Source organism: Bradyrhizobium sp. 40, from assembly GCF_023100925.1.
Classification (GTDB): Bacteria; Pseudomonadota; Alphaproteobacteria; order Rhizobiales; family Xanthobacteraceae; genus Bradyrhizobium.
This window is the reverse complement of the sequence record NZ_CP064688.1, coordinates 2,769,623-2,795,449: the sequence shown is the minus strand read 5'-3', so window position 1 is coordinate 2,795,449 and position 25,827 is coordinate 2,769,623. Positions and strand designations below refer to the sequence as shown.

Below are 25,827 nucleotides of genomic sequence, written 5' to 3'. Positions count from 1 at the left end.
GTGCAAACAGCTCCGTGCAAACAGCTCCGTGCAAACAGCTCCGTGCTCTGGACTATCGTCCAAAAGCCCGATCTGATGAAATTCCAGTTTCATACTCTCCTATACGGATTTGATATGGCCACCAGACGCATGGGCCTGAAGCATGTGGAGGCTTTTCGGGCGGTCTTCGTGACGGGATCGATGACGCAGGCGGCTCAGCGCATGCATACCTCGCAGCCCCAGATCAGCCGCCTGATCGGACAGCTGGAAGCGATCACACAATTCCCGCTGTTCGACCGCAGTGGCGGCCGCCTCCGCCCGACGGTAGACGGATCGCGCTTTTTCCAGGAGGTCGAGAAGACTTTCATCGGCCTGGCGGGACTGGAGGCCAGCGCAGCCAGCATCCGCTCGTTCGGTATGGGTCGGTTAAGTGTTGCGGCGATGCCGCGCCTGGCCGGCGGCCTGCTGACACGCATCGCGGCACGCTTCAAGGCGGACTATCCGCATGTGATGATCTCGATCCGATCCGGCACGGCGAGCGCCGTGCACGACTGGGTCAGTTCCGGGCTTTGCGACACCGGATTGGCAATGCTCTACGGCGAGGTTGCGGGGGTGCATGTCGAGCCGGTGCTCAAGACGCGTTGCGTCGCGATCATGCCGAAGACGCATCGTCTTGCACAGAAGAAGACGCTGCGCCCTGCCGATTTCGCCGACGAGGCCTTCATTTCCTTCGCCACGGGGAGTCCACTCTACGATCGCATCGATACGATCTTCGCGCAGGCGGGCGTCACGCGCCGCATTGTTGCGGAGACCGATCTGGGCGCATCGGTCTGCGCCCTGGTCGCGGCGGGCCTTGGCATCAGCATTATCAACCCGATTGCCGCGCATGACGAAAGCTCTGGCGCGGCTCTGACCACGCGCCCCTTCAACCCGGCCGTCCCCGTTACGATCGCACTGCTCTATCCACCTTATGCCGCTCGCGCCCGGTTGATCGATGCCTTCAGCGAATATGCTCGCAAGGTCATGAGCACGGAATTGGGCTATCTCGAGCGGTAGCGGGTCGATCCGCAGCGAGGCTTGTGCGAGGCTGGCGCCCTCGTAGCTCCGATGGAGCGCAGCGCAATCGCGACAATCCTTCCATGTTAATCTCTTCATGAGATTCGGGTGGAATTGATTCATGAGCGACAGCGTCGGCCAGCGTGCATTTCAAAATTCCCGGCTTCAGAAACGGCAAAAAGCCGACGTAGGGCCGTTGCTCGCGCGCGCCCTCCAGCTGCACAAAGCGGGACTTCTGCGCGAGGCAAAGACGGCCTATCGCGAACTCCTGGAGCTCGCACCCAACCAATTCATCGCGCTTCATTTGTTGGGCGCTTTGGAGGCTGAAGCCAAAAACTATCAGCAAGCGCAAGTTCTGCTGAGCCGAGCGGTGGCCGTGGATCCGCGATCTGCCGAAGCTCATATGAGCCTGGGTGTCGCGCTCAACGGGCTAAAACGTCACAATGAGGCCCGCGAGAGCTATCGAAAAGCCCTCGCCCTCCGACCCAACTACGCCTTGGCCCTGTCCAATCTCGGTAACGCGAGCGCGGCCCTTGAACTTTACCAGGAAGCGCTCGAGAGCTACGACAAGGCGCTCGCAATCGACGGAAAACTTTCCGAAGCCCATAACGGCCGGGGTTGGGCGCTCTGCCGTCTGCGCGCCTATGACGAGGCTGTCGCAAGCTTAAACCGCGCGTTATCGATCAAGCCTGACTATGCCTCGGCGCTGTCGAGCCGCGCCGTTGCCTTGCGGGAGCTTCAGCGATTCGACGAAGCCATGGCGGATTGCAATCGCGCAATCGCCCTGGCACCCGATGACGCGAATGGATGGCTCTGGCGGGCCAGCATCTTGCTCCTGACCCGGCAAGTTGCCGAAGCATTGTCCGATTGCGAGAAGGCTCTCGCGATCGATCCCGGCTTCTCTCAGGCCCACAGCCTGCTCGGCCAATGTCTCGCGGCACTTGGCCGGGTCGACGAAGCGCTCGCCAGTTTCGACAGAGCTCTCGACATCGAGCCGGATCAGAGCACGATCTCCAGCAAGATATTCACCCTCGATTTTATGGCCGACGCCAGCGCTGCGCAGCATCAGCAAGCGCGACGTGTATGGTGGGAGCTGATCGGTGCGAAGATCGCCTCAGGAGCGGCGGGACCGCATGACAACAGCCGCGCTCCGGATCGCCGTCTGGTGCTGGGTTATGTCTCGTCGGATTTCCACGCACATTCGGCGGCGTTCATTTTCAAGCCGGTCCTGCAGCACCATGATCGGGCACAGTTCGAAATCGTGTGCTACGCTTGTTCACCGAAAACGGACGCGACGACCCGCGAATTTCAGGGGATCGCCGATCGCTGGCGCGACGCCTCGCAATGGTCCGACGATCGCCTCGCCGCCCAGATCCGCGCCGATGGTGTCGATATCCTGATCGATCTGTCCGGCCATACCAGCGGAAACCGCCTCGGTGTGTTTGCGCGCAAGCCGGCGCCTGTTCAGGTGCATGGCTGGGGCCACGGCACCGGCACCGGGCTGCCAACGATCGATTATCTGTTCTCGGACCCGGTCGCGATTCCGGTCGCGGTTCGGCATCTGTTTGCGGAGACCATCGTCGACCTGCCGTGCTTTGTGACGCTGGCGCCACTGCCGGCCGGGATTGCGCGGGCGCCGACGCCGGCGATCGCGAACGGCTTCATCACATTCGGTGTCTTCAACCGCATCAGCAAGATTTCGAACGAGGCGGTGGACGTCTGGTCCAGGATTCTCGAGCGGGTGCCGGGTTCGCGACTGCTGATCAAGGATACTGCGCTGGACGCTCAGCTGGTCCGCGACAATCTGCTGGCGCGGTTTGCAGCTGGCCGGTTGCCGTCCGAACGCGTCGACCTGCTCGGAGCCACGTCGCGAGACGAACATCTGGCAGCGTTCAATCGCGTCGATATTGGCCTCGACCCATTCCCGCAGAATGGCGGCGTCAGCACGTGGGAAGCCTTGCAGATGGGCGTGCCGGTAGTGGCGAAGCTCGGTCACAGTCTGCCGAGCCGTGCTGCCGGCTCCATCCTCGCCGCGCTGGGCCTGCCGGACTGGGTCGCGGAAAGCGATGAGGCCTATGTCGAGATCGCAGCGAGCCGTGGGACACAGATCGGCGACCTCGATAAGTTGCGCCGCGAACTGCCCGGACAGATCAGGGCTGCCGCCGCCGGCAACCCCGTCTCATACGCGCAAGCGGTGGACGATGCCTATCGCGCGATGTGGAAACGCTATTGCAACGGTGATGGCTGATCTCCGCTTCACCTACGCCTTCAACTCCACCGTCCTGAACTCCGCCGGCAGGATCACCTCCAGCAGCTCGACGTCGTCCGAATAGTCCAGGATCATGTGCTTGATCTTCGGCGGCTGGGTCCAGGCGCTGCCTTCTTTCATCAGCGTCTCGCCCTCTCCGTCCATATAGGTCTTCACCCAGCCCTTGAGCACGTAGACCATCTGGAATTCGACGTCGTGGAAGTGCAGCTTCGACACCTCGTCCGGATTGCAGGGGCCTTGCAGCCGGATCACGTGCGCTTGCGCCAGCCCGTGGCTCGCAGCGGCGATGCCGAGATCGCGATACTTCGCGTAGGTGCGCAGACCGTCGGCCTTGAAGTCTTCCTCACGGTGATGGCTGATCGCTATGCGCTGCTTGGGCCGCGCCGGTTTCTTGACGGATGACTTGGCCGGAGTCGCGCGAGCTTTCGCCTTCACCGCCTTGCGCGCCGTCGATCGTGCGGCGGGTTTGGCCCCGCTTCGCTTCTTCACCGCCGCCTGCGATGCGCTACGCGATTTTGCTTTCTTGGCCATGGCGGTCTCCCCTGTTGTTACAGGGGAGAGGTTAGCACGGAATGCGAAATCGTAGGATGGGTTAGCGTCAGCGTAACCCACCCTACAGCACCACGCTCGCCTTCAATGCAGCCGGAATACGCCGTCGACCGCGCGCAGCTCGGCCGGCTTGATCAGCTTGGAATGCGCGACCGTGACCGAGAACAGCGGACCGTCGAGCTTCTTCTGCCAGAACGCCAGGAAATCCGTCAGCGCCGGAAATTTCGGAAACATGTCGTAGTTCTGCCAGACATAGGTCTGGAGCAACGAGCGATGATCCGGCATCCGGTAGAGAATTTCGGCTGTCGTCAGCCCGTAACCCAGCACCTGTTTCCGGAAGTCGTCGGAAACAACCCCAACTCGCGAGACCATGCCAACCTCCTTTGCAGGAGCGCATATTCAAGGGGTGGCTTTCCGGTACGCCCTACGAGCCACCCGGTGGAGATGCGCTCACATGAGTGAAATGTGACGCAAACTGACAATCCATCTCAAGCCCAAAAGTTTAACAAGCTGTTGAAATTCAATGCGTTAGCAGCAGATGCGGCTCCGTGCTAATACGGGCGCGGAGCGCGATTAACGATGGAAAGAGATTTTGGCAGGCGGCGCTTCCGAGTGCTATTTTTCTGCTACAAGCCCTTGCTCCCGCCAAAATCCTGCCTTATCTCAGCTGTGCCTGTGCTAGCACTCGCGGGCGCAGACTGCTAACAACCCAAAATTCCCAATTTGTGCAAAAGCTTAGGAGAACTGCATGAAATTCCGTCCGCTTCACGACCGCGTCGTGGTCAAGCGCATCGACGCAGAAGAGAAGACCGCTGGCGGCATCATCATTCCCGACACGGCCAAGGAAAAGCCTTCGCAGGGCGAGATCGTCGCCGTGGGCCCGGGTGGCCGCGACGAAGCAGGCAAGCTGATCCCGATCGACCTGAAGGTCGGCGACCGCGTGCTGTTCGGCAAGTGGTCCGGCACTGAGGTCAAGATCGACAACGTCGATCTGCTGATCATGAAGGAAAGCGACATCATGGGCGTCCTCGACGTCCCCGCTTCCAAGAAGAAGGCGGCCTAAGAGCCCCTCTCTCCCCCAGCTAAACCTCTCAAGGAAAAATTCAGATGGCAGCTAAAGAAGTCAAATTCGGCGTCGATGCACGCGACAAGATGCTTCGCGGCGTCGACATCCTCGCCAACGCGGTGAAGGTCACTCTCGGCCCCAAGGGCCGCAACGTCGTCCTCGACAAGTCGTTCGGCGCTCCCCGCATCACCAAGGACGGCGTCACCGTCGCCAAGGAGATCGAGCTCGACGACAAGTTCGAGAACATGGGCGCGCAAATGGTGCGCGAAGTCGCCTCCAAGTCCGCTGACGCGGCCGGCGACGGCACCACCACCGCCACCGTGCTGGCCCAGGCGATCGTGCGCGAAGGCGCCAAGTCGGTTGCCGCCGGCATGAACCCGATGGACCTCAAGCGCGGTATCGACATGGCGGTGGAAGCCGTGGTCGCCGACCTCGTCAAGAACTCCAAGAAGGTCACCTCGAACGAGGAAATCGCCCAGGTCGGCACCATCTCCGCCAACGGCGACGCCGAAATCGGCAAGTTCCTCTCCGACGCCATGAAGAAGGTCGGCAACGAGGGCGTCATCACGGTCGAGGAAGCCAAGTCGCTCGAGACCGAACTCGACGTCGTCGAAGGCATGCAGTTCGACCGTGGCTACATCTCGCCCTACTTCGTCACCAACGCCGACAAGATGCGCGTTGAATTCGACGACGCCTACATCCTGATCAACGAGAAGAAGCTCTCCAACCTGAACGAACTGCTGCCGCTGCTCGAAGCCGTGGTGCAGACCGGCAAGCCGCTGGTCATCGTCGCCGAAGACGTCGAAGGCGAGGCTTTGGCCACGCTGGTCGTGAACCGTCTGCGCGGTGGTCTGAAGGTCGCGGCCGTCAAGGCTCCGGGCTTCGGCGATCGCCGCAAGGCCATGCTGCAGGACATCGCGGTTCTGACCGGTGGTCAGGCGATCTCTGAAGATCTCGGCATCAAGATGGAGAACGTCACGCTCGCCATGCTCGGTCGCGCCAAGAAGGTGATGATCGACAAGGAGAACACCACGATCGTCAACGGCGCCGGCAAGAAGGCCGACATCGAGGCGCGCGTGTCCCAGATCAAGGCGCAGATCGAGGAAACCACCTCGGACTACGACCGTGAGAAGCTCCAGGAGCGTCTTGCCAAGCTCGCGGGCGGCGTCGCAGTGATCCGCGTCGGCGGCGCGACCGAGGTCGAGGTGAAGGAGCGCAAGGATCGCGTCGATGACGCGATGCATGCGACCCGCGCCGCGGTCGAGGAAGGCATCGTCCCGGGCGGCGGCGTCGCCCTGCTCCGTGCCTCCGAGCAGCTCAAGGGCCTGCGCACCAAGAACGACGACCAGAAGACCGGCGTCGAGATCGTGCGCAAGGCGCTCTCCGCGCCGGCTCGGCAGATCGCGATCAACGCCGGTGAAGACGGCTCCGTGATCGTCGGCAAGATCCTCGAGAACAAGTCGTACGCTTACGGCTTCGACTCGCAGACCGGCGAATACGGCGATCTCGTCAAGAAGGGCATCATCGACCCGACCAAGGTGGTTCGCGCGGCGATCCAGAACGCGGCTTCGGTTGCGGCTCTCCTGATCACCACGGAAGCCATGGTCGCCGAGCTGCCCAAGAAGGGCGGCTCCGGTCCCGCGATGCCCCCGGGCGGCGGCATGGGCGGCATGGATTTCTAAGTCCAGCCATTCCGGCAAACGACAAAATGCGAAACCCCGGCAGCGATGCCGGGGTTTTTGTTTTCTCCGCTCCTCATTCCAGAGCGGCGCGCAGCGCCGGGCCCGGAATGACGGGACGGCCTCACCACACCTTCCCCAGCCGCTCCATGTGTGGTTCGCCCTGCTGGTCGAGCGACCAGAATATCCGCATCACCTTGCCGACCAGATTGTCCATCGGCACGAATCCGATCGACGACATCACGCGGCTGTCGCTCGAGTTGTCTCTGTTATCACCGAGCACGAAGAAATGGCCCTGCGGCACGGTGTAGACGTCGGTGTTGTCGTAGTAGCCGTTGTCGACGCAGTCCTGCGTGACGTAGGACGCGCCGTTCGGCAGCGTCTCGCGCCAGCGCTTGGCCTTCGCACCGTTATCGACGCCGCAGGTGGAGCCGGCAACAACCGCCTTCAGGGCAACGCGCGTCACCGGGCGATCGTTGAGGATGAGCTGGCCCTGCCGCATCTGGATGCGATCACCGGGCAGCCCGACGACGCGCTTGACATAGTCGACCGAGGTGTCCTTTGGCGTCCGGAACACGACGACGTCGCCATGCTCGGGCTCGGCGGCCCGGAAACGCCCAGAGATCCATGACGGCGCGAACGGAAACGAATAGCGGTCATAGCCATAGGCATATTTTGCGGCAAAGACGTAGTCGCCGACGACCAGCGTCGGCGTCATCGAGCCGGACGGGATGTTGAACGGCTGGAACAGGAAGATGCGAAACAGGAACGGCGGCGACCACAGCACCGGGATCAGGAGGATCAGGATGACGACCGCCTTCCATTCCCGCACCTTGGCCTGCGGGTGGATGGTTTCCTGAAGAGTGGTCATGCGCCTGCCCTGATCAAGCCCGTGGTCGTCGCGAGATTACGCAACCTTCGCGCGCGCGCAATCCCATTACTTGGTCGCGCCGCGCGCGGATCGCGTTCACGCCCGCAATCAGCCGCGCGCGAGATCGCTGAAGGAACGGCGGATCCATTCGATGGTGAGCCGCGTCGCCGGATCGCGCTTGAGATGGTTCTGCACCAGCAACCAGACGTCGCGGCGCCCAGGCAGCAGTGTGGCGCGCAGGCGGCGATCGCCGAGCAAGTCCGCGCAGACGTGCTCCGGCAACACGCCGGCAGCCTGATGCGCGCGGATCAGGTTACGGATGACGCGAACGTTGTCGGTGACGCAGCGCGCATGGGCTTGTTTCATGCGCAGGAATTGCATCTCGGGAATGGCACCGAGTTCGTCCGGATAGGCGCACAGCACCGGCTCGCCCTCGGTCGCAACAGGCTCGAAATAATAGAGCTTGACGTCACCGAGCCTGGAGATCGCGAAGTCGCCCTTGTCGGGCTTGCGCAGACGGATAGCGAGATCAGCTTCCCAGCGCGAGAACTTGACGTTCTCGCTCGAGGTGAGGAATTGCAGCGTCAGGCCGGGATTGGCGCGCAGGAAGTCGCTCGCGCGCGGCGACAGAACCTCCTCGGCGACCGTGTTGGTGGAGGCGATACGCAGGCGTCCCACCGGGCCCGCCAGACTCTCGCCGACGCGACCGATCTCGGCGGCATGTGCGGCCATCGCCTCGACATGCGCCAGCACCGCCTCGCAACTCCGCGTCGGCCGACGCTGGCCGTCCACCGCATCGAACAGCGGCACGCCGAGATCGCGCTGGATGCGTGCAAGCCTGCGGCCGACGGTGGTCTCGTCGATGCGCAGCCGTGCGCTGGCGCCGGCGTAGGTGCCCTCGTCCCTGACCGCGGCGATGATGCGCAGATCGTCCCAATTCATGGCGATGAACCTATCAGGCACGACCGGCTCCTGCAAATTTGCAGCCATATGTTGCAATAGCCCTGCACATTGGCAGGCCGCCGCCGCGCTAGTGTCGCGCCATCCGATACCGCCAGGAAAGCCCCACCCGCATGACCGCCCCAAAAACCCTGCTTGAATTGTCCAGCGCAGATCTCAATCCGCCCAGGCTCGCCGATTCCTGCCTCGTGCTGATCGACATCCAGAATGAATATTGCGCCGGCCCGCTCGCCTTGCCGGATGCGGAGCCCGCGATCGCCGCCGCCGCGCGCCTGCTCGCCCGCGCGAGGGCGAGCGGCGCTGCGATCTTCCATATCGCGCACAAGGGACGTGCCGGCAGCCTGTTCGACCGCGAGGCCGCGCGCGGCGCGATCGTCAGGAACGTGGCGCCGCTCGCCAGCGAAGCCGTGATCGAGAAGGCGCTGCCGAACGCTTTTGCCGGCACCGACCTGCAGGTCAGACTCGCCGCAACCGGACGCACGAACATCGTGCTGGCCGGTTTCATGACCCATATGTGCATCAGTTCGACCGCCCGCGCCGCGCTCGACCTCGGCCTGCGCACGACGATCGCAGCCGATGCCTGTGCAACACGCGATCTTCCCGACGGCCACGGCGGAGCGCTCTCCGCAAGGACCATCCACGAGGTCGCCCTGGCCGAATTGTCGGATCGGTTTGCGATCATCGCGCAAACCGAGGCGCTGACCTGAAGGAGCGTAGGCGATGCTGCAACTCTATTTCTCTCCGATGGCCTGCTCGCTTGCGAGCCGCATCGCGCTGATGGAAGCGGGCCTCGAGGCCCGCTATCATCCGGTCCATCTCCAGACCAAGCAGGTCGTGGACGACGGCAGCGATTTCTTCGGCGTTTCGCCGAAGGGCGCGGTGCCGGTCCTGGTGCTGGAGAATGGCGAACGGCTGACCGAAAGCGCGGCGGTGCTGCAATACATCGCCGATTTGAAGCCCGAGACAGGCCTTGCACCCGCGTTCGGAGATCCCGACCGCTATCGGCTCCAGGAATGGCTCAGCTTCGTCGGGGCGGAGATCCACAAGGCGTTCCTGTTTCCAACCTTCTGGTACAAGGACGACGCCTCGCTCGCCAAGCCGCGTGCAAGGATCGCGCAGACATTGTCGATGCCTGCCACGCATCTGGCGGGCCACGAATTCCTCGTCGGCAACAGCTTCACCGTCGCGGATGCCCACCTCACCTGGGCTTTGCTGCTGCTTCGTCCCGCAGGCGTCGACATCGCGCAATGGCCATCGTTGTCGGCCTATCTCGCGCGCATGCAGGCCCGACCGGCCGTGCGGGACGCGATTGCGACCGAAATGGCCGTGCGCAAGACGATGGCGGCGAGCCCGGCGTGACAGGATGTCACGGCCGGGAAATCCGAGCGTTTTCTCTGGCAGGGCATTGATGTCGGCGCGGCATGCGCTAATCTGGAGGGATATTTTTCGACATTTCATTGGAAGGCATTCATGCGTGCTCTTTCCAGGTTTTGCCCGGCCGGACTTTGCCTCGCCCTCCTCGCCTGCTGGCTTTCCGTCGCGCCGGCATCGGCGGAAACGCGGGTCGCGCTGGTGATCGGCAACGGCGCCTATGCCAGTACGGCGAAGCTTCCCAATCCGTCTCACGATGCCGAAGACGTCGCCGCCTCGCTCAAGCGCAGCGGCTTCGAAGTGCTCCAGGGCACTGACCTGCGCCAGGCCGACATGCAGGACCTGACCATCCGCTTCGCGCGCGCCGCGAGCAAAGCCGACGTCGCCATGTTCTACTACAGCGGCCATGCGATGCAGTACAACGGCGTGAACTATCTGATGCCTGTCGACGCCGTGCTGAGCGACGAAGCGGATCTGAAGCGCTTCGTGCGGGTCGACGATATCGTGAACGATCTGCAGCAGGCCAAGAACCTGCGCATCCTCATCCTCGATTCCTGCCGCGACAATCCGCTGGCCGAAACCTTAAAACGCTCCGCCGGCATGACGCGCGCTGCCTCGATCGGGCGGGGCTTGTCGAAAGTCGAAGCACCACGCGGCACGATCGTATCGTTCTCAACCCAGTCCGGGCAGACCGCGGCCGACGGCAGCGGCCGCAACAGCCCCTATACGACGGCGTTCCTGAAGCACATCGAGGAGCCCCAGGAGATCGGCGAGGTCTTTCGCGACATCAGCAGCGACGTCTACGATTCCAGCGGCAAGACCCAGCTCCCGGAGCTGTCGCTGTCGATCATCGGCAAGTTCTACCTGAACGGGCCGGTGTCGGTCACGATAGCGCCGGCGGCGCCGCAAGCCGCACCCCGGGCTGATCCCTGCGCGGCAGCAGAAGCGCACTGGAAGGCCGCGGACGGCATCGGCACGCTTGGCGCCTACGAGGACCATCTCACGAGATTCCCGAATTGCATCTTCGCCACGCTTGCCAAGGCCCGAATTGAAGGTCTGAAGCAGAAGGTGGCGCTCGCGCCGGCAAGCGGCAACGCCCGTAGCGCGAAGGACTTCGACGGCAATTGGGACGTGACGTTGAACTGCCCGCCTACCGGCAAGGCGCAGGGATTCACCCGGGCCCTGTCTGCCACGGTTGCGAACGGCGTCTTTCATGCCGACGCCCAGGGCCAGGGCGCCGTCAATCGCCTGGAGATCGATGGCCAGATCCCCGCGGACGGCAAGACGACTTTGAGCGCGCGCGGAACGACGGGGGCGAGCACCTATACTCTCAACAACCTCGCGCCCGGCTCGCCCTACGCCTTTACGGTGGATGCGCAGTTCGATCGCACCCGCGGCACCGGCAAGCGCAACGAGGCACGCGCCTGCGGCCTGGTCTTCGTCAAACGCTGATCGTGCATCGTCCAGCGTTCACACGCCGGTCTGACTGATAAACTTGGTGTTGAAATAGCCCTCCATCGCCTCGGTGCCGCCTTCCGAGCCGTAGCCGGAATCCTTGATGCCGCCGAACGGCACTTCGGGCAGCGCGAGACCAAAACTGTTGATCGACATCATGCCGGCTTCGATCGCCGAACCGATCGCGGCCGCCGTCTTGGCCGAGCTGGTGAAGGCGTAGGACGCCAGCCCAAAAGGCAGCCGGTTGGCCTCCTCGACCACCTCGTCGAAGGATGAGAAGCGCGAAATCAGCGCGAGCGGGCCGAACGGCTCCTCGTTCATGGCGCGCGCATCCTTCGGCACGTCGCTCACCACGGTCGGCTCGAAGAAATGCCCCTTGTTGCCAACGCGTTTGCCGCCGGTCTCGAGTTTTGCACCCTTGCCGACGGCATCCTGCACCATACCCTCGATGGCGGTGACGCGACGAGGGTTGGCGAGCGAACCCATTTTGGAGTCGGGATCGAGGCCGTTGCCGACCTTGAATGTCTTGGCGCTGTCGACAAAGGTGTCGACGAATTCACGGAACACGTCATCCTGCACCAGCATCCGCGTCGGCGAGATGCAAACCTGACCGGCATTGCGATATTTTGCTGCCGCCAGAATCTTGGCCGCCGACGCGACGTCGGCGTCCTTGAAAACGATCGCCGGCGCATGACCTCCGAGCTCCATGGTGGCGCGCTTCATGTGCAAGCCGGCGAGCGCATTGAGCTGCTTGCCGACATGGGTCGAGCCCGTGAACGAGATCTTGCGGATCACCGGATGCGGAATGAGATATTCGGAGATCTCGGCAGGAACGCCGTAGACCAGGTTGATGACGCCATCGGGCACGCCGGCATCCGCAAATGTACGGATCAGTTGTGCGGGCGAGGCCGGCGTCTCCTCCGGGGCCTTGACGATGATCGAGCAGCCGGCGCCGAGTGCGGCGGAGAGCTTGCGCACGACCTGATTGATCGGAAAATTCCAGGGCGTGAACGCTGCGACCGGGCCGACCGGCTCCTTGATCGCGAGCTGATAGATGCCCGGGCCGCGCGCGGGGATCAGCCGGCCATAGGCGCGTTTGGCTTCTTCAGCAAACCACTCGATCACGTCGGCGGCGGCCATCGCCTCCATTTTGGCTTCGCCGAGAGTCTTGCCCTGCTCCATCGTAAGCAACGGTGCGATCTCGTCATTGCGCTCGCGCATGATCGCGGCGGCCTTGCGCATGATCCGGCAGCGCTCGAAGGGAGCAACGTTTCGCCAGATCTTGAAGCCCGCGCTGGCTGCGGCGAGTGCCTCGTCGAGGTCGGACCGTCCGGCATGGGCGACGGTGCCGATCACCTCTTCGGTCGCGGGATTGCGCACCTCGATCACCTTGCCCGAATGGGCCGGTCGCCATTTGCCGCCAATGAAAAGCTGGGTGTTCGAATAGGCCAATGGATTCTCCTTTTAGGTCGAGCTGTGAACGGCACCGCGACAAATCGCGTCCGCCGCCCTTGTCATTTCCGGCCCGAGATAAGCGCGACAGCGCGAATCTGCGACGAGCGCGCCGAAATTCGCCATGGGTGTTACGCTACCGCCGGCCACGAACAGGAATCGTCCGGCGATCTCGGCGAGGATCTCGAGGTGCCAGGCGGCCGTCGGGTGCATGCAGAGCACGACCAGCCGGCCCTCGTCGCGCAGCTTGCGGAAGAAATCGAGCATAAAGCCGATATAACCGTCCTGCAGGTTGAACTGCGGTTCGTCGAACAGGTGCACCAGCGGCGTCGGGGTCGGCGACGGCGCCAGGAAGGCGGACGGAATGCGCTTGCGAAAGCGCCTGACCTGATACGATTGGTGATAGTGGATCGCGAGCCGATCGCGCTCACGATATTTGACGCCATGGATATCGGTGCCCGCGACCAGCACGCGCCCCGAGGTCGGTGCGTTCGAGCCCGTCATCATCTCGAACAGGGTCGTCTTGCCGGCCCCATTCGGGCCGACGACACCGACGATGTCAGGTTCGTCCAGCGACAGGTTCGCCTGCAGCGCGAATGACGGTCGGCGGATCACGCGGCCCCTTGTATAGACCTTCCGAACGTCGTCGAGAACGAGCAGCGGTGCGGCCACTATTGTACTCCCAGCAAGCGCTGACGAAGCCCGCGATCATCGCGCAAGGCCGCGGCCTCCCCGGTCCAGACGATCCGGCCGCGGTCGATCACCGCGGCATGGTCTGCGACCGACAGCGCGATCTCGGCGTTCTGCTCCACGACCAGCGAGGCAATGCCCTCGTCCTTCATGCGCAGGATCGTCGCAAGCACGTCGCCGACGATTTTTGGCGCTAGTCCCTGGCTCGGCTCGTCGAACAGCACCAGTCCCGGCGAGCCGACCAGCGCGCGGGCGATCGCCACCATCTGCATTTCGCCGCCCGACAGGTTTTCGCAGTCGCGCTCCATGAGATATTCGAGGGGTGAGAAGATCGCAGCGGCCTCCTTGAGGCTCCAGTGGCGAAAGCGCGTGCGCTTTTGCGCGATCGACAGGTTGCGTGCGACCGTCAATGTCGGGCACAGCCGGCGGTCGTCGGGCACCCAAGCGATGCCGGCGCGCGCAATCTCGTGGGTTGGATCGCGCGTGACATCGTGGCCGTCGAAACAAACGGAGCCGCGGCGTGGGCGCGTCAGCCCGAGAATCGAGCGGAGCATTGTCGTCTTGCCGGCGCCGTTGGGGCCGAGCAGCGCAAACACCTTGGCGTGCTCGATCGCGAGCGAGGCGCCGAACAGCGCCTGGGTCTCGCCGTAGAAGGTATCGACCGCGTCCACTTCGAGGATCATGCGAACTTCCCGAGATTGGAGCGCCGCACCCATTCGTTCTGCTGCAGTTCGTGTGGCGTTCCGCGCGCCACCACCTGGCCCCAATGGATGACCGAGATGCGGTCAGCCAACGAGAACAGGAACTCCATATCGTGCTCGATGGCGACGATGGTCAGCCGCCCCTTCAGGCGAGCAATCAGGGTTGCGAGCCGTTGCACCCCATCGGAGCCGAGACCGGAGGTCGGCTCGTCCAGGCACAGCACGCGGGGCGCCTGCGCCAGGGCGACCGCGATCTCCAGCGCGCGCCGGTCGCCATAGGACAGGTCCTTCGCTCGGATGCCGCCCTTGTCGGCAAGCCCGACCGCTGCGAGCGCTTCGGTGGACTTCGCCGCAAACCGGCTGTCGCCTGCCGCTGCGCGCGCGACATCGTGGCCACGGGCGCGAAACTCGGGCAATCCCATCATGACGTTGTCACGCGCGGAGAACTCGTCGAACAGCGTCATGATCTGAAATGAGCGGGCGATGCCCTTGGCGGCGATGCGGTGCGGGCTGAGGCCCGTGACATCCTCGCCGCCGAGCAGGACTCGGCCCCGGTTCGGCTTCACTCGGCCCGTGAGGACATTGAAGAATGTGGTCTTGCCGGCGCCGTTCGGACCCATCACACCGTGAAACTCGCCCTCCGCGACCGCGAGATCGACGCTCTCCAGCACGACGCGATCGCCGAAGCGGACATGAACGGCCGCGGCTTCGATCATGTTCATCGCCCGCTCCCGAACAGCAGCCGCATCGCCGAGGTACCGCGCTGCCGTAAGGCGCCGAGAGAGTGCTGCTGCACGGCAGCGGAGATCGCGCCGGCAATGCCTTCGGGGCGGAACAGCACGATCGCGATGAAAAGCAGACCAAAATAGAGCATCCAGGCATTGGTCAGCGCGCCGATCACGTCGCGGGCGGTGAGGAAGAGAAACACGCCGATCACCGGGCCCCAGAAGCTGACAAGCCCACCGCCGACGAGCGTCATCATCACGACGTAGCCGGATTGATGCAGGCTCATGACGTCAGGGAATGCGGCGAGCTGAGCCATGGCAAACAATCCGCCGGCAAAGCCCGAGACCGCGGCCGACAGCGCAAAGACCGCGACCTTGTAGAGCCAGACATTATAGCCGAGATGGCTTGTACGAACTTCGCTCTGCCTGATCGCAGCGACCACGCGGCCATAGGGAGAGTGCACCAGCCGCCACAATGCAGCGGTGCCGACCGCAAAGACGGCGAGCACGAAATAGTAGAACGCGACATTGTCGGTGAGATCGAAAGACACCAGCCCGAAATCGGCCGGCAAGCGTTTGATCTTGAGTAGGCCGTCTTCGCCGCCGGTGACCCGGTGCGATTTGATCGCCAGTGTCCAGAAGATCTGGCCGAAGGCAATCGTCATGAAGGCATAATAGATGCCGCGCCTGTGCGAGATGAACAGCGCCACCAGCACGCCGGCGAGGCCCGCGACCGCGGCCGCGGCCATCAGACATATCCAGAGATTTGCAACGATTTCGAGCTGGCAGAGACCGAACGCATAAGCGCCGATGCCGAAATAGGCGCCATGACCGAACGACGGAAGTCCGGCGGTGCCCAGCACCAGGTTGAACGCGAGCGCGTAGAGCGACCAGATCAGGATTTCGATGCCGAGATAGGGATAGAGCCCGATCCGCGTGATCCAGAGCGGCACTGTTGCAAGCACGAGCCAGAGCACCAGCATCGTCGGCGTCACGAGGCGCGCGGCGTCCGGTGAAGATTTTGATTCCACAATCATTCCCTTTAGGCTTCGAGCACGCTCTTCTTGCCCCAGAGGCCACGCGCGCGGAACGTCACGACGGCAACGAGCAAGATGTACATCGACAACAGCGACCATTCGGACGCGTAGGCACCGGCGAGGCCGACACACAGTCCGACCAAAAGACCCGCCACGACCGCACCCCAAAAACTACCGACGCCCCCGAGCACGATCACCAGGAATGCAGGAATGACGGCATCGACGCCCATATGCGGGCGAATGCCCCAGATCGGCGCGACGATGATGCCCGCGATCGCGGCCAGCATCGTGCCAAACACGAACACCACGAGCCGCAATCGTGACAGGTTGATACCGAGGGCGCGCACGATCTCACTGTCATGCGCGCCGGCCTTGACCGTCGCGCCGAAGGAGGTCTTTTCGATCAACAGCCAGACCAGGCCGATGACCCCGGCGGCGATACCCGCTGCGTAGAAGCGATAGGTCGACCAGATCAGGTCGCCGAACAGGAAGCCGCCATTGATGGCAGACGGCACCTGCAGCACGTAGTCGCGCGTGCCCCAGACCAGGCGGATCATCTCCTCGATCACCATCGCGGCGCCGAAGGTCAAGAGGAGCCCGTACAGCGGATCCTTGCCGTAAGTGCGCCGCATGCAGAGCTCGATCAGCATGCCGACCAGACTCACGATCACGGGCGCGATGATCAACGTGGCGGCATAGCGCCAGCCGAGCGGCAGCGCGAGCCACGCTTTCGCAAGTTCCGTCGGCAATGGCGGACGCGGCCCCGTAAGCTGCATGGCGACATAAGCCCCGAGCGCGAACAGGGATCCGTGCGCGAGGTTGATCTGCTCCATCAGCCCGACGATGAGCATGAAGCCGAGCGCGATCAGCGCGAACAACAGGCCGAGCGTCAGGCCGTTGAGGAGATGCGGAAGAAGGTCGAACAAGGTTTTTGGCTCTCGCAACTGGCATGTGTCACCCGGGACGCTGATGGTCCCGGTGCGCGGCGCGCGAGATGCGCGCCGCTCGTTCTGCGACGTGACGCGCCGTCTTCAGGAATCGACGGTCGGCACCTGCTCGTAGGGTGTGAGCTTGCACTTGCCAGGCGCCGCATCGTCAGCGGCGGATTTCGGCTCCGTCCAGCTGATGATCTCGAACAGATCGGTATTGTCGGCCGGCTTGGCATTGCGTCGCGCCAGGTAGATCGTCTGCTGCATCTGGTGCGTCATCGGATCCATATAGGCGTCGAAATGCTGCATGCGGTCGGTCGCCGAGACCTTCAGGTTCTCAAGCTCCTTGATGATCTTGACGTTGTTGGTCGACCCAGCCCGCTCGATCGCGCGGAGCAGCTCGCGCGTGGACATGTAGCCGTTGTAGGAGACATTGCCTGGCACCGGGATCGGGCCGTCCTTGTTGGCGGCCTGCCACTTCTTGACGAATTCGGCGACGCCCGGCAGCGGCAGCTTGTGATACCAGGTCGTGCCGAACACGCCGAACAGGCTGTCGGGCGCGCCCCACACGTCGGGCCAGTCCTGCTGGTTGTTGATCCAGGCCGGCTTGCCGTCGAGCTTGAGCTGCGCCACCTGCTCGCGCAATGCCTTGATGTCGTCGCCACCAACCGCGGTCGCCACAACATCGGGTTTTGCCTGCTGGATCTTCAGCAGATAGGCGGTGAAGTCGCGCGTGTTCTGCGGCACCAGCAGATTGTCGAGGATCTTGCCACCAGCGCTCTCGACCTGCGTTCTTGTCGCGGCAGACGTCGTGTGACCCCAGACATAGTCGTTGGTCAGCAGCATCCAGTTCTTGCCGATGGAGTCCACCGCGTTCTTGACCGACGCCTTGGAAAAATTGGTGCCGTTGCCGTCCCAGACGAATTTCACGCGTGAGCAATTCTCCCCGGCTTCGCTCGGCGCCGAGGAATTGGTGTTCATGTAGATGACACCGTATTTGCTGGCGACCTGTGTGATGGCGTTGGCGACACCCGAATGCAGCGCGCCGATCAGGATGGTGCAGTCCTCGCGGGTGATGAAGCGTTCGGCGACGCGGCTGCCGGTGGCTGGCGTGGTCTCGGTGTCCGCCGTGATGAAAGTGACCTGGCGCCCGAGCACGCCACCTTTGGCGTTGATCTCGTCAATCGCCATCTTGATGCCGCGGAAGTCGTCCTGGCCGCTGTTGCCGTATTGACCGCTGGCATCGCAAGTCAGGCCAAGCTTGATCGGTTTCGCGCCTTGCGCCCAGGCATGGTTCTCCCGCCACGGCCCAAAGAAGCTGCCGGTGCCGCCGATGACGCTCGCCATCAAGCTGCCCTTCAGAACGCTTCGCCGTGAGATCTGACGCCCTCTCATCGTGTCCTCCCGTTTTCGAAGTCTTTTGCTTTTTTGTGAGATTAGAATATTCATTCCATCTGTTATGTAAAGTAGAATATTTGATCCAAACGATGAAATGCCGTTAAACAGGCGACCGATCCGGAGATCCGACTCGATGAACAAGGCGGCTGGCGCCATGAGTTATGAGGAACTGCGCGGCGCGATTGCGCAGCGGCACCGGGCGCTGTCCGGCCGGCTGCAGCAGATCGCGGAGTTCGTGCTCGATCACCCGACCGATGTCGCGCTCGGCACCGTGGCGGAGGTGGCGCAGCGCTCAGGGGTGCCGCCGTCGGCGATCGTTCGCTTCGCGCATGCGCTCGGGTTCGGCGGCTTCACCGAGATGCAGCAGGTGTTCCGCTCACGCCTCGTTGCCGGCGTCGCGCCAAGCTACAAGGCGCGCCTCGCCCGCATGAAGAGCCAGGAGAAGTCAGTGCTCGGCCGCCAGCCGGCCGCGGTATTGTCGCGTTTCGTGTCCGAAGCGCAATCATCGCTGGTCGCGCTCAGCCAATCCGTTCATGCGCGCGAACTCGACGCTGCAACCGCGATCCTTGCCAAGGCACGTGACATCTATCTGCTCGGCCTGGGCGGCTCGTTTCCGGTTGCGATCCACCTCGCCTACGTGCTGCGCAAGCTCGGACGGCGCGTCGTCCTGCTCGACGGTCTTGGCGGCAGCATCCACGAGCAGTCGCACGCGGCGACATCAGACGACGCGCTGGTCGCGATCAGCTTCCGAAATTACTATCCGGATACGGCGCGGTTGTTTCCTGAACTCGTCGCGCGGGGCGTGCCCACGATTTCCATCACCGACAGCCTTTTGAGCCCGATCGTCGAGGGCGCGAGCGTCGTGTTCGAGATCCAGGATATGCCTGAGCCCGCGCTGCGTACGCTTGTCGCACCGATGTGCCTCGTGCAGGCGTTGGCGATCGGCCTCGACCTCGCAGCAGACTGACATTCACAACAGGAACAAGATCATGACATCGCATGACACCAACAAGCTTCTGGCAGGCAAAGTTGCGCTGGTGACCGGCGCGGGACGCGGGCTCGGCCGCGCTTTTGCAGAGAAGCTTGCCGCGCTTGGCGCTGACGTCGCCATCCACGGCATGCGTGAAAACGGGCCGGCCGAGTATGGCGAGGGCACCACCCTCACCGCGGTCGCCGTCGAGATCGGCCGCGAATTCGGCGTTCGCAGCCAGCGCGTGCTCGGCGATCTCACCAAGGGCGAGGACATCGCACGCGTCATCGCGGAGACCGAAACGGCACTCGGCCCGATCGACATTCTCGTGCACAATGCCGGCGGCGATATCGCGGCCGGCGGCGGCAAGCCCGATCCGAACGATGCGGTGAATATCAAGGAGGCCGATGTGCGCGCGGTGCTGGAGCGCAATCTGCTCTCCACCATCCTGACATGCCAGGCGGTCGCGCGCGGCATGATGGAGCGCCGGCGCGGCCGCATCGTCACCCTTGGCTCCGTCGCCGCTTTCAAGGGACGTACCCAGGGCTCGATCTATGCGGTCTCGAAGGCCGGCGTGACCCACTACACGCGATGCCTGGCCGACCAGCTCCGCCCCTACGACATCGCCGTCAACTGCATCGCGCCCGGCGATACCCGCACCGGCCGCTTCCTCGGAACGCGCGCAGTCGACCCCGACAGAATGGTCGAGACCGGCACGCTCGACCGGATCGCTACCGTCGACGAGGTCGCGCGCGTTGTCGAATTCTTCGCAGGGCCCATGGGCGCCTTCGTTTCCGGTCAGGTGCTGCGGATCGACGGCGGCGGGCAGTGCTGGCCGGGCTAAAACGCCCTCGCGAAGCGAAACAGAAAAGGGCCGCTGCAAGCGGCCCTTTTGCGTGATCTCGAATTGACTGAGCCTAGTCCACGCGCGCCAGCACCGCGAGCTTGCGGATGCCTTTGTTGCGGTAGGCGTCGAGGAACGCGTAATAATCCTTGAACGACACGCAGCCGTTGGAATCGCCGTTGGGCCCGAGCATGAAGGTGTGCGCGAGCAGGCCGTCGCGGCCGTAGATCGCGCTCTCACCGCCAATCGGGGTCAGGCGCAGCGCAGGCACGCCGTGAAACAGTGCCTCGCGCGGCTTCAGCGTGTAAATGTGCGGCGGCGTCACGCCGCGCATGCGGACGCGCGAGGAGCGCGGGTCGTCGAGGTTGGAGCCGAGGCCGGAATGCGCCTCGAGCTTGGTGCCGTCGGGCAAGTAAACCGTTTTAGCGGAGATGTCGTAGATCGCGGTGTCACGCTCATAGGGCGCCGAACCGCCGAGCATGGGGTTCTGCTCCCTCGGCGCGATGGACGCGGTCACGCTGGCGTCGGCCGAGGCATAGGCGAGCAGCCCACCGGACGGCTCGCGCTTGCCCCAGAGCTTTTCCACCATCGACTGGCGCGGTCCGGTGATCGACATCACCGCAGCCTTTGCGCGATCGGCAATCGATTTTGGCTTCGCCTCAGGCGCCGGCACGATCTCGGCCGGATCTGCCGAGGCAAGCTGCACCGGCGCGTCAGCGCCGCGCTTGGACTTCGCAGCGTCAGCGATCTTGGCCGGACCCGGCTTCAGGACTTCCGCGACCCTCGCGATCACGCTCGGCTTCGGCGCGTCCTTGGCTTCGGCGACCTTGGTTGCGGGCGCGGCGCTGGCCGCATTCGATGTCACGCCTTGGGTCGCAGCCGCGGCAAAGCGATCGTTGAACATCTCGCGCGAGATCGGCGCTGCGACCTGCAAGCGGTCGGGCAAGAGCGCAAAGGCGTCCTTGACGGCCTCCCCGGCCTCGCGCAGCGCGACCCTGGGCGCCCGCTTGATCACGGGCTCGTCGTAGCCGTTGCTGCCGACGGTCGGATAGACGCTGGCGGCAAAGATGTTGCTGTAGATGGTCCAGCCGGCGCCAAGCACGACGCAGCCGATCACGGCGGCGCCAAGCACGTTTTGGATGGTCATTTTCCGGGAAGGCTTCCGATAAGAAGTGCTCGAGAACCCTTTGGACTTTCGTGCCGCGATGCCTTGCGCAGCGATACTCGTACTCATTCGCCTTGCGTCCAGAACGGTGTCACTCAGTCCCCCTTTGAAGCGCCGCTGGTCACGATCCGGGAACAGCATCTCGCAGAGGGTCGGAGCGTCATTAAGGCCACTTTTAGTTAAATGCGGATTAAGTTCGGGCGGATGTGGGGCAACCCGTTCGGGTGTCCCATTTCGAGAAAAAAGCCCGCAGAATTACGGACTTAAGCGCGTCTGTTAACTATGATTCTCGGCGGGATTTAGCGCTGCCGGTGACCGTCTCCGGCCGCATCTCTAAGGCCATCCAACCAAGTCGTTTTCGTGGTCTTCAATACCCGGAAGATAACGGGGAAACGTTGCGCGAGGCTGGTGCGCACAGCCCCCTCTCGTCCGCAGCCGCAGCGCGGTTATCAGCAGCCACATCACAGACCGCGGGCGCGAGCCGGTGCCCTGACCGAAAGTTGATCGCACCGCACTGGAAACGGCCGCAGCGAGAAAATAGCTACGGCAACCGGCACTTTTCAGCAGCCTCTGCGTGTGATACGGTACCGTATCAAGATCGCCTTGAACTGTGCCGAGCACGCAAACGGAGGCTGGCATGAGAGAGTTCGTGCGCGCAGGGTTTTTCGCTCTGGCGGGGTCGTTTCTGTTGATCGGACATGCGATTGCCCAGCCTGCCGCCAATGTGGGCTGCACGACGGCGCCGTCTGCTGCCGGTACGCAGACCTGGCGCTGCGACAACGGCATCACGATCGTTGCCGAAAGCGGTGCCAGATTTGAACTTAAGGACGCTAACCGCGACGGACATATAGACTCCGTGGAGTTGAGCAGCAAAGCGCTGCTCGTCGAGGTGCCCAAGAAGCCCGGCGGCAATCCCTTCAAGGTCCTGACGCCGCAGGCGATCGCCGCGGTGCGCGGCACGAAATGGGCGGTCGATGTCGCGGAGGCCAAGACGTCCGTCTTCGTGGCTGACGGCCGTGTCGGCGTGAGCCGCAGGAGCGGCGGGCGCGGCGTGGTATTGGGCCGCGGCCAAGGCGTCGACGTGGAAGCGACAGGCCCATTGACGGTCAAGACATGGGGCCAGCCGCGCGTCGACGCATTGATGGCAAGACTTGGTCAATAGGGCCAGGCCAATAAGTTCGAGTCGGCTGGGCTCGGCCAACAGCATTTGGACGATAGAGAAATTGCAACACGACCACATGAGTAGCCGACGCGTTCAGATCCTGGTGGCACTCGTCCTCACCGCACTGTGGGGCGCGGGCATCTATGCCGGGCACGCCAACGGTCATCTGCGCTTTCTCGACCGCCTCGAGGCGACGCTGACGGACTGGCGGACGCAGGTCCGTGGCGTGCGGGTTCCGCCCGATCTCATCACCATCGTCGCGATCGACGACACCGTCGTGAAGCGCGGCGGCAGCTACCCGCTGCCGCGCGCCGATCTCGCTCGCGTCGTCGACACCATCGTGCAGTTCAAGCCGAAGGTCGTCGCGATCGACCTACTGCTGGTCGACCGCAGCGCTGCGATCGGCGACGCCACGCTGGCAAATACGCTGGCTACGGGTCCCATCGTTCTTGCCGCCGCGGCGATCTTCCCGTCCGCTAGCGAGACCGTGGAGACCAGCGGCCAAGGCCCCCTCGGCGCCCTGCCGCAGGCCGAGCGCTTCCTGCTGCCCTTGCCGGCGTTCGCCGATCATGCCGAGGTCGGCGTCGTCAATGTTGCGACCGGCCAGTCTGGCTCACCGCTCTCGGTGCCGATGCTGTTTCGGACCAGCGACAAGGTCGAGCTGTCTTTTCCGTTGCGGGTCGCGGCGCGCGCGCTCGACAAGTCGCTGACGATCGCGCCGGACCATCTGATGCTCGGCGACCGCGCAGTGCCCACCGATACCGACTTCGCGCTACCGATCACCTATTACGGCCCGCGCCGGACCATCCGCACCGTCAGCGCACAGAGCATCTTCGACGGCACGTTAAGTCGCGCGGCGATCGAGAACCGGATCGTCGTGATCGGGGCCTCGGTCGCCGGCGGCGGTGATTTTTACCCAACACCGTTCGATTCCCTGATGCCCGGCGTCGAAGTGGTCTCCACCGCGATCACCCATCTCGTCGCCGGCGACAGCATCGTGCGCGACCGCAAGGTCCACATCGCCGACGCGCTCATCGCGATCCTGTTGCCGATGCTGCTGGTAGGTCTGCTCGCCTGGCAGCGCAGCGCGCTTGGCATCGTCGCCGCGGCCGCGGTGATGATCGCCTGGGCCAGCTTCAATTTGTTCGCGTTCACACATGGCGTCTGGCTGAACGCCGCGACCACGCTCGCCGCAGCAGTGCCGCCGGTTGCGATCTTTGCCGGCGTGCAATTGTGGGCGGGAGGCCGCCGCACGCAATATTTCGCCGCCAAGAGCCGGTCGCTCGCGCAATTCCAGGCGCCGGCCGTGCAGGAGTGGCTGGCGCGCGATCCGAATTTCCTGTCAACACCCGTCCGGCAGGACGCAGCAATGGTCTTCATCGATCTCTCCGGCTTCACGGCGCTGAGCGAGCGGATCGATCCGGGCGAACTCCAGGACATTCTGAAGGCGTTTCACGCGCTGATCGAGAAGACCGCGGTCGATTGCGGTGGCATGATCAGCGGCTTCCTCGGCGACGGCGCCATGATCCTGTTCGGCCTGCCCGGCGCAATGCCCGACGACGCCGCACGCGCACTGAAATGCGCGATCGACTTGCATCGCGGCGTCGAACGCTGGATCGCGTCACTGCCGTCTGCGATCGGGCACCAGCTCGGCTTCAAGATCGGCGCGCATTTCGGCCCGATCGTCGCCTCGCGCCTCGGCGAGAGCCATCAGCACATCACGGCGACGGGCGACACCGTCAACGTCGCGAGCCGGTTGATGGAGGTTGCCGCCCAGAACGGCGCGCGGCTCGCGCTCAGCGATACGCTGCTGGATGCGGCCGACTTCCAGGGCGCTCCCGACGGCGTATTGTCGGGCCCCCTGCTCACGCAGGTCCGCGGCCGCTCCGGCGTCGTGACCGTCTGGTTCTGGCGCGACCAGGACAGGCCGAACCAGGCCGCGACCAAGGCCGAGATGATCGACTGAACCTTCGCCATCATCCCGACGAAGAGCTACCGCGCTTCCGGCGGCGGCGAGCGATCCAGCACGTCGCCCTTGGCGCCTTCGAGCAGATCGATGCTGTAAGTCTCGACCACGAGCGGGCCGCGCTTGCGCTGCAATTGCGCGACCTGCGTCACCTTGGCAAAGAGGTCGTGGACCGCCGGATGGCCGTCAGCGCGCAGCTCGTCGACATAGATCAGCTTACTCGCAAGCAGCTTTGGATCCGGCTCGGGCATGTTGGCCCAGCGGATGCGCTGGTTCTGCTGCGCCACGCAGCTGCCGCGCGGCAGATAGAAGGCGAGCCAGCCCGTCGTGCCGTAGTCCGGCGCAAGCACGCAGGTCGCACCATTGCGGGCGCGCACCGCTTCGATTTCGGCAGCGAGCTCGCGCCAGCCGACGCCGACGCTGCGCACGGTCGCATCGCGGCGATAGCCGGACAGCCAGCCGGTATTGGCCTGCACGATCAACGCGGCAAACATCACGATGCCGGTGGGTGCGGCCCAGCGCAGGCAAAAATCCACCAAGCGGCGCTGGCGCGGCTTCCACTGCACGAGATTGGCGGCGGCCGCCGCCGCGATGACGAAAGGCGGATAGACCGGCGCGAACCAGTTGGCCTCGACGCGGGCATGCAGCGAATGCCAGACGAAATAGGCGACGATGGTCCAGAACATCGTCTCGATCAGCACGCGCGAGGCCAGCGCGCCGGCCCGGCGCCAGGTCAGCGCGTGCAGCCCCATCGCGCCGAGGATGAACACCAGCGGGGTTGCGAACGCGATCTGGGTCGGGATCAGCTCGGCAATGAAGACCGGACGAAAATCCTCGATCCTGGCGCGCCCGAGCTGCTTTGCGAACGAGACCCATTGATGATCGGCATTCCAGAGGATCACCGGCGAGAACAGCGCGAGCGCAACGAAACCGCCGAGATACGGCCAGGGCGAGAGAAACCAGTGCCGCAGTTTCGGCACGGCCGCGATCCAGATCAGGATCGCCAGCCCAAAGAACATCGCGGTGTATTTCGACAGGAGCGCCGCGCCGACGGCTGCGCCGACCGCGAGCCACCAGACGCCGCGGCCGCTCTCCAGCACTTTGGCGAGAAAGAACAGCACGAAGCTGGAGGCAACCAGAAGTGGCGCATCGGGCGTGACGATCAGCGTGCCGACCGAGGCCAGCAGCGTCACGTTGAGCAGGATGGCGCTGGTCGCCGCCACCCGCGCGCCGCCGAACAGGATCGCGGCGGAGCGATAGATCGCGTAGCTCATCGGCAGCGCGAGCAGGATCGAGACCAGCCGGACGCCGAGTTCGGTGTCGCCGGCGATCAGGGTGCCGGCGCGGATGACGTAGGCAACCATCGGCGGGTGGTCGTAGTACCCCCCGGCGAGGTTCTTCGACCACATCCAGTAGTAGGCTTCGTCGAAGGTGATCGGCGTGAACGCGGCTGCGACGAGCCGCATGCCGACCAGCGCAAGGATCACCAGCGCCGTATTGCGGACGATCCGCGCGTCAGCCCCGCCCATCGTG

Annotated in this window: 24 protein-coding genes; 11 read left to right on the top strand and 13 right to left on the bottom strand. The window is 63.9% G+C overall.

Annotated elements, in window-relative coordinates:
• Window positions 1-75 precede the first annotated feature (75 nt).
• Both IVB40_RS13365 and IVB40_RS13360 read left to right on the top strand, forming a co-directional pair.
• On the top strand, window positions 76-1,035 hold the full coding sequence (locus IVB40_RS13365; RefSeq protein WP_245287781.1) for a LysR substrate-binding domain-containing protein: 960 nt from the start codon (window positions 76-78) through the stop codon (window positions 1,033-1,035).
• 121 nt (window positions 1,036-1,156) lie between these two features.
• The gene (locus IVB40_RS13360; protein ID WP_247819033.1) at window positions 1,157-3,283 is read left to right on the top strand and encodes a tetratricopeptide repeat protein; all 2,127 of its coding nucleotides are present in this window, start codon (window positions 1,157-1,159) and stop codon (window positions 3,281-3,283) included.
• Window positions 3,284-3,295: 12 nt separating this feature from the next.
• Here the strand turns inward: IVB40_RS13360 and IVB40_RS13355 are convergent, their stop codons facing one another.
• Window positions 3,296-3,835, bottom strand: coding sequence for a cupin domain-containing protein (locus IVB40_RS13355; protein ID WP_247400310.1), 540 nt, complete (start codon window positions 3,833-3,835; stop codon window positions 3,296-3,298).
• Between the two features lie 102 nt (window positions 3,836-3,937).
• Window positions 3,938-4,225, bottom strand: coding sequence for an usg protein (locus IVB40_RS13350; protein WP_007602477.1), 288 nt, complete (start codon window positions 4,223-4,225; stop codon window positions 3,938-3,940).
• Window positions 4,226-4,601: 376 nt separating this feature from the next.
• On the opposite strand from IVB40_RS13350, the gene IVB40_RS13345 reads away from it, so the two are divergent.
• Window positions 4,602-4,916, top strand: a complete 315-nt coding sequence (locus IVB40_RS13345; protein ID WP_027518760.1) for a co-chaperone GroES — start codon at window positions 4,602-4,604, stop codon at window positions 4,914-4,916.
• 44 nt (window positions 4,917-4,960) lie between these two features.
• Window positions 4,961-6,601 carry a chaperonin GroEL gene (gene groL, locus IVB40_RS13340; protein ID WP_027567746.1) on the top strand — a complete coding sequence of 547 codons (1,641 nt, stop codon included), beginning with the start codon at window positions 4,961-4,963 and terminating at the stop codon, window positions 6,599-6,601.
• Window positions 6,602-6,722: 121 nt separating this feature from the next.
• Here groL and lepB read toward each other — a convergent pair whose 3' ends face one another.
• Together lepB and IVB40_RS13330 are read right to left on the bottom strand one after the other, a co-directional pair.
• Window positions 6,723-7,469, bottom strand: a complete 747-nt coding sequence (lepB, locus tag IVB40_RS13335; RefSeq protein WP_247819032.1) for a signal peptidase I — start codon at window positions 7,467-7,469, stop codon at window positions 6,723-6,725.
• A gap of 108 nt (window positions 7,470-7,577) precedes the next feature.
• Window positions 7,578-8,411 (bottom strand): LysR family transcriptional regulator, encoded by an 834-nt coding sequence (locus IVB40_RS13330; protein WP_247819532.1) that lies wholly within the window; start codon window positions 8,409-8,411, stop codon window positions 7,578-7,580.
• A 131-nt stretch (window positions 8,412-8,542) separates the two neighbouring features.
• Here IVB40_RS13330 and IVB40_RS13325 point away from each other — a divergent pair, with 131 nt between their 5' ends.
• The 3 genes from IVB40_RS13325 to IVB40_RS13315 all read left to right on the top strand — a co-directional run bounded on the left by IVB40_RS13325 (window position 8,543) and on the right by IVB40_RS13315 (window position 11,252).
• Window positions 8,543-9,136, top strand: a complete 594-nt coding sequence (locus IVB40_RS13325) for a cysteine hydrolase family protein (protein WP_247819031.1) — start codon at window positions 8,543-8,545, stop codon at window positions 9,134-9,136.
• 13 nt (window positions 9,137-9,149) lie between these two features.
• On the top strand, window positions 9,150-9,788 hold the full coding sequence (locus tag IVB40_RS13320; RefSeq protein WP_247819030.1) for a glutathione binding-like protein: 639 nt from the start codon (window positions 9,150-9,152) through the stop codon (window positions 9,786-9,788).
• A gap of 111 nt (window positions 9,789-9,899) precedes the next feature.
• A complete protein-coding gene (locus IVB40_RS13315) occupies window positions 9,900-11,252 on the top strand; it encodes a caspase family protein (protein WP_247819029.1) in 1,353 nt (450 codons plus the stop codon).
• A gap of 18 nt (window positions 11,253-11,270) precedes the next feature.
• Here IVB40_RS13315 and IVB40_RS13310 read toward each other — a convergent pair whose 3' ends face one another.
• From IVB40_RS13310 to IVB40_RS13280, 7 genes are all read right to left on the bottom strand, one after another.
• Entirely contained in the window at window positions 11,271-12,707 is a 1,437-nt protein-coding gene (locus tag IVB40_RS13310) for an NAD-dependent succinate-semialdehyde dehydrogenase (RefSeq protein WP_247819028.1), read from the bottom strand.
• A 12-nt stretch (window positions 12,708-12,719) separates the two neighbouring features.
• Window positions 12,720-13,379, bottom strand: coding sequence for an ATP-binding cassette domain-containing protein (locus IVB40_RS13305; protein WP_247819027.1), 660 nt, complete (start codon window positions 13,377-13,379; stop codon window positions 12,720-12,722).
• Window positions 13,379-14,080, bottom strand: a complete 702-nt coding sequence (locus tag IVB40_RS13300) for an ABC transporter ATP-binding protein (RefSeq protein WP_027567739.1) — start codon at window positions 14,078-14,080, stop codon at window positions 13,379-13,381. Before IVB40_RS13300 ends, IVB40_RS13305 begins: the two co-directional genes overlap by 1 nt.
• The gene (locus IVB40_RS13295; RefSeq protein WP_247362319.1) at window positions 14,077-14,820 is read right to left on the bottom strand and encodes an ABC transporter ATP-binding protein; all 744 of its coding nucleotides are present in this window, start codon (window positions 14,818-14,820) and stop codon (window positions 14,077-14,079) included. The genes IVB40_RS13300 and IVB40_RS13295 overlap by 4 nt, the downstream gene beginning before the upstream one ends.
• The gene (locus IVB40_RS13290) at window positions 14,817-15,860 is read right to left on the bottom strand and encodes a branched-chain amino acid ABC transporter permease (protein ID WP_247819026.1); all 1,044 of its coding nucleotides are present in this window, start codon (window positions 15,858-15,860) and stop codon (window positions 14,817-14,819) included. Before IVB40_RS13290 ends, IVB40_RS13295 begins: the two co-directional genes overlap by 4 nt.
• 5 nt (window positions 15,861-15,865) lie before the next feature.
• Complete coding sequence (locus IVB40_RS13285) at window positions 15,866-16,786, bottom strand: branched-chain amino acid ABC transporter permease (RefSeq protein WP_247819025.1); 921 nt, start codon at window positions 16,784-16,786, stop codon at window positions 15,866-15,868.
• A 105-nt stretch (window positions 16,787-16,891) separates the two neighbouring features.
• Window positions 16,892-18,184 carry an ABC transporter substrate-binding protein gene (locus IVB40_RS13280; protein WP_027567735.1) on the bottom strand — a complete coding sequence of 431 codons (1,293 nt, stop codon included), beginning with the start codon at window positions 18,182-18,184 and terminating at the stop codon, window positions 16,892-16,894.
• Between the two features lie 136 nt (window positions 18,185-18,320).
• Here IVB40_RS13280 and IVB40_RS13275 point away from each other — a divergent pair, with 136 nt between their 5' ends.
• Both IVB40_RS13275 and IVB40_RS13270 read left to right on the top strand, forming a co-directional pair.
• Window positions 18,321-19,154, top strand: coding sequence for a MurR/RpiR family transcriptional regulator (locus tag IVB40_RS13275; protein ID WP_247819024.1), 834 nt, complete (start codon window positions 18,321-18,323; stop codon window positions 19,152-19,154).
• Window positions 19,155-19,176: 22 nt separating this feature from the next.
• A complete protein-coding gene (locus IVB40_RS13270) occupies window positions 19,177-20,001 on the top strand; it encodes an SDR family NAD(P)-dependent oxidoreductase (RefSeq protein ID WP_247287204.1) in 825 nt (274 codons plus the stop codon).
• A 73-nt stretch (window positions 20,002-20,074) separates the two neighbouring features.
• Here IVB40_RS13270 and IVB40_RS13265 read toward each other — a convergent pair whose 3' ends face one another.
• On the bottom strand, window positions 20,075-21,148 hold the full coding sequence (locus tag IVB40_RS13265) for a DUF2778 domain-containing protein (RefSeq protein ID WP_247819023.1): 1,074 nt from the start codon (window positions 21,146-21,148) through the stop codon (window positions 20,075-20,077).
• Window positions 21,149-21,803: 655 nt separating this feature from the next.
• On the opposite strand from IVB40_RS13265, the gene IVB40_RS13260 reads away from it, so the two are divergent.
• Window positions 21,804-22,328, top strand: coding sequence for a FecR domain-containing protein (locus IVB40_RS13260; RefSeq protein WP_247400325.1), 525 nt, complete (start codon window positions 21,804-21,806; stop codon window positions 22,326-22,328).
• Between the two features lie 76 nt (window positions 22,329-22,404).
• The gene (locus tag IVB40_RS13255) at window positions 22,405-24,294 is read left to right on the top strand and encodes an adenylate/guanylate cyclase domain-containing protein (protein ID WP_247819022.1); all 1,890 of its coding nucleotides are present in this window, start codon (window positions 22,405-22,407) and stop codon (window positions 24,292-24,294) included.
• A 26-nt stretch (window positions 24,295-24,320) separates the two neighbouring features.
• Here IVB40_RS13255 and IVB40_RS13250 read toward each other — a convergent pair whose 3' ends face one another.
• Window positions 24,321-25,823 carry a glycosyltransferase family 39 protein gene (locus tag IVB40_RS13250; RefSeq protein WP_247819021.1) on the bottom strand — a complete coding sequence of 501 codons (1,503 nt, stop codon included), beginning with the start codon at window positions 25,821-25,823 and terminating at the stop codon, window positions 24,321-24,323.
• Between the last annotated feature and the right edge of the window lie 4 nt (window positions 25,824-25,827).

Bases quoted from the DNA above. Each gene is read 5' to 3' on its own strand.
- IVB40_RS13260 (WP_247400325.1), top strand. From the start codon at position 21,804: ATGAGAGAGTTCGTGCGCGCAGGGTTTTTCGCTCTGGCGGGGTCGTTT.
- IVB40_RS13290 (WP_247819026.1), bottom strand. From the start codon at position 15,860: ATGATTGTGGAATCAAAATCTTCACCGGACGCCGCGCGCCTCGTGACG.
- IVB40_RS13365 (WP_245287781.1), top strand. From the start codon at position 76: ATGAAATTCCAGTTTCATACTCTCCTATACGGATTTGATATGGCCACC.
- IVB40_RS13330 (WP_247819532.1), bottom strand. From the start codon at position 8,411: ATGAATTGGGACGATCTGCGCATCATCGCCGCGGTCAGGGACGAGGGC.
- IVB40_RS13265 (WP_247819023.1), bottom strand. From the start codon at position 21,148: ATGACCATCCAAAACGTGCTTGGCGCCGCCGTGATCGGCTGCGTCGTG.
- lepB (WP_247819032.1), bottom strand. From the start codon at position 7,469: ATGACCACTCTTCAGGAAACCATCCACCCGCAGGCCAAGGTGCGGGAA.
- IVB40_RS13350 (WP_007602477.1), bottom strand. From the start codon at position 4,225: ATGGTCTCGCGAGTTGGGGTTGTTTCCGACGACTTCCGGAAACAGGTG.
- IVB40_RS13360 (WP_247819033.1), top strand. From the start codon at position 1,157: ATGAGCGACAGCGTCGGCCAGCGTGCATTTCAAAATTCCCGGCTTCAG.
- IVB40_RS13275 (WP_247819024.1), top strand. From the start codon at position 18,321: ATGAACAAGGCGGCTGGCGCCATGAGTTATGAGGAACTGCGCGGCGCG.
- IVB40_RS13345 (WP_027518760.1), top strand. From the start codon at position 4,602: ATGAAATTCCGTCCGCTTCACGACCGCGTCGTGGTCAAGCGCATCGAC.
- IVB40_RS13295 (WP_247362319.1), bottom strand. From the start codon at position 14,820: ATGAACATGATCGAAGCCGCGGCCGTTCATGTCCGCTTCGGCGATCGC.
- groL (WP_027567746.1), top strand. From the start codon at position 4,961: ATGGCAGCTAAAGAAGTCAAATTCGGCGTCGATGCACGCGACAAGATG.
- IVB40_RS13250 (WP_247819021.1), bottom strand. From the start codon at position 25,823: ATGGGCGGGGCTGACGCGCGGATCGTCCGCAATACGGCGCTGGTGATC.
- IVB40_RS13320 (WP_247819030.1), top strand. From the start codon at position 9,150: ATGCTGCAACTCTATTTCTCTCCGATGGCCTGCTCGCTTGCGAGCCGC.
- IVB40_RS13325 (WP_247819031.1), top strand. From the start codon at position 8,543: ATGACCGCCCCAAAAACCCTGCTTGAATTGTCCAGCGCAGATCTCAAT.
- IVB40_RS13300 (WP_027567739.1), bottom strand. From the start codon at position 14,080: ATGATCCTCGAAGTGGACGCGGTCGATACCTTCTACGGCGAGACCCAG.
- IVB40_RS13270 (WP_247287204.1), top strand. From the start codon at position 19,177: ATGACATCGCATGACACCAACAAGCTTCTGGCAGGCAAAGTTGCGCTG.
- IVB40_RS13255 (WP_247819022.1), top strand. From the start codon at position 22,405: ATGAGTAGCCGACGCGTTCAGATCCTGGTGGCACTCGTCCTCACCGCA.
- IVB40_RS13355 (WP_247400310.1), bottom strand. From the start codon at position 3,835: ATGGCCAAGAAAGCAAAATCGCGTAGCGCATCGCAGGCGGCGGTGAAG.
- IVB40_RS13315 (WP_247819029.1), top strand. From the start codon at position 9,900: ATGCGTGCTCTTTCCAGGTTTTGCCCGGCCGGACTTTGCCTCGCCCTC.
- IVB40_RS13280 (WP_027567735.1), bottom strand. From the start codon at position 18,184: ATGAGAGGGCGTCAGATCTCACGGCGAAGCGTTCTGAAGGGCAGCTTG.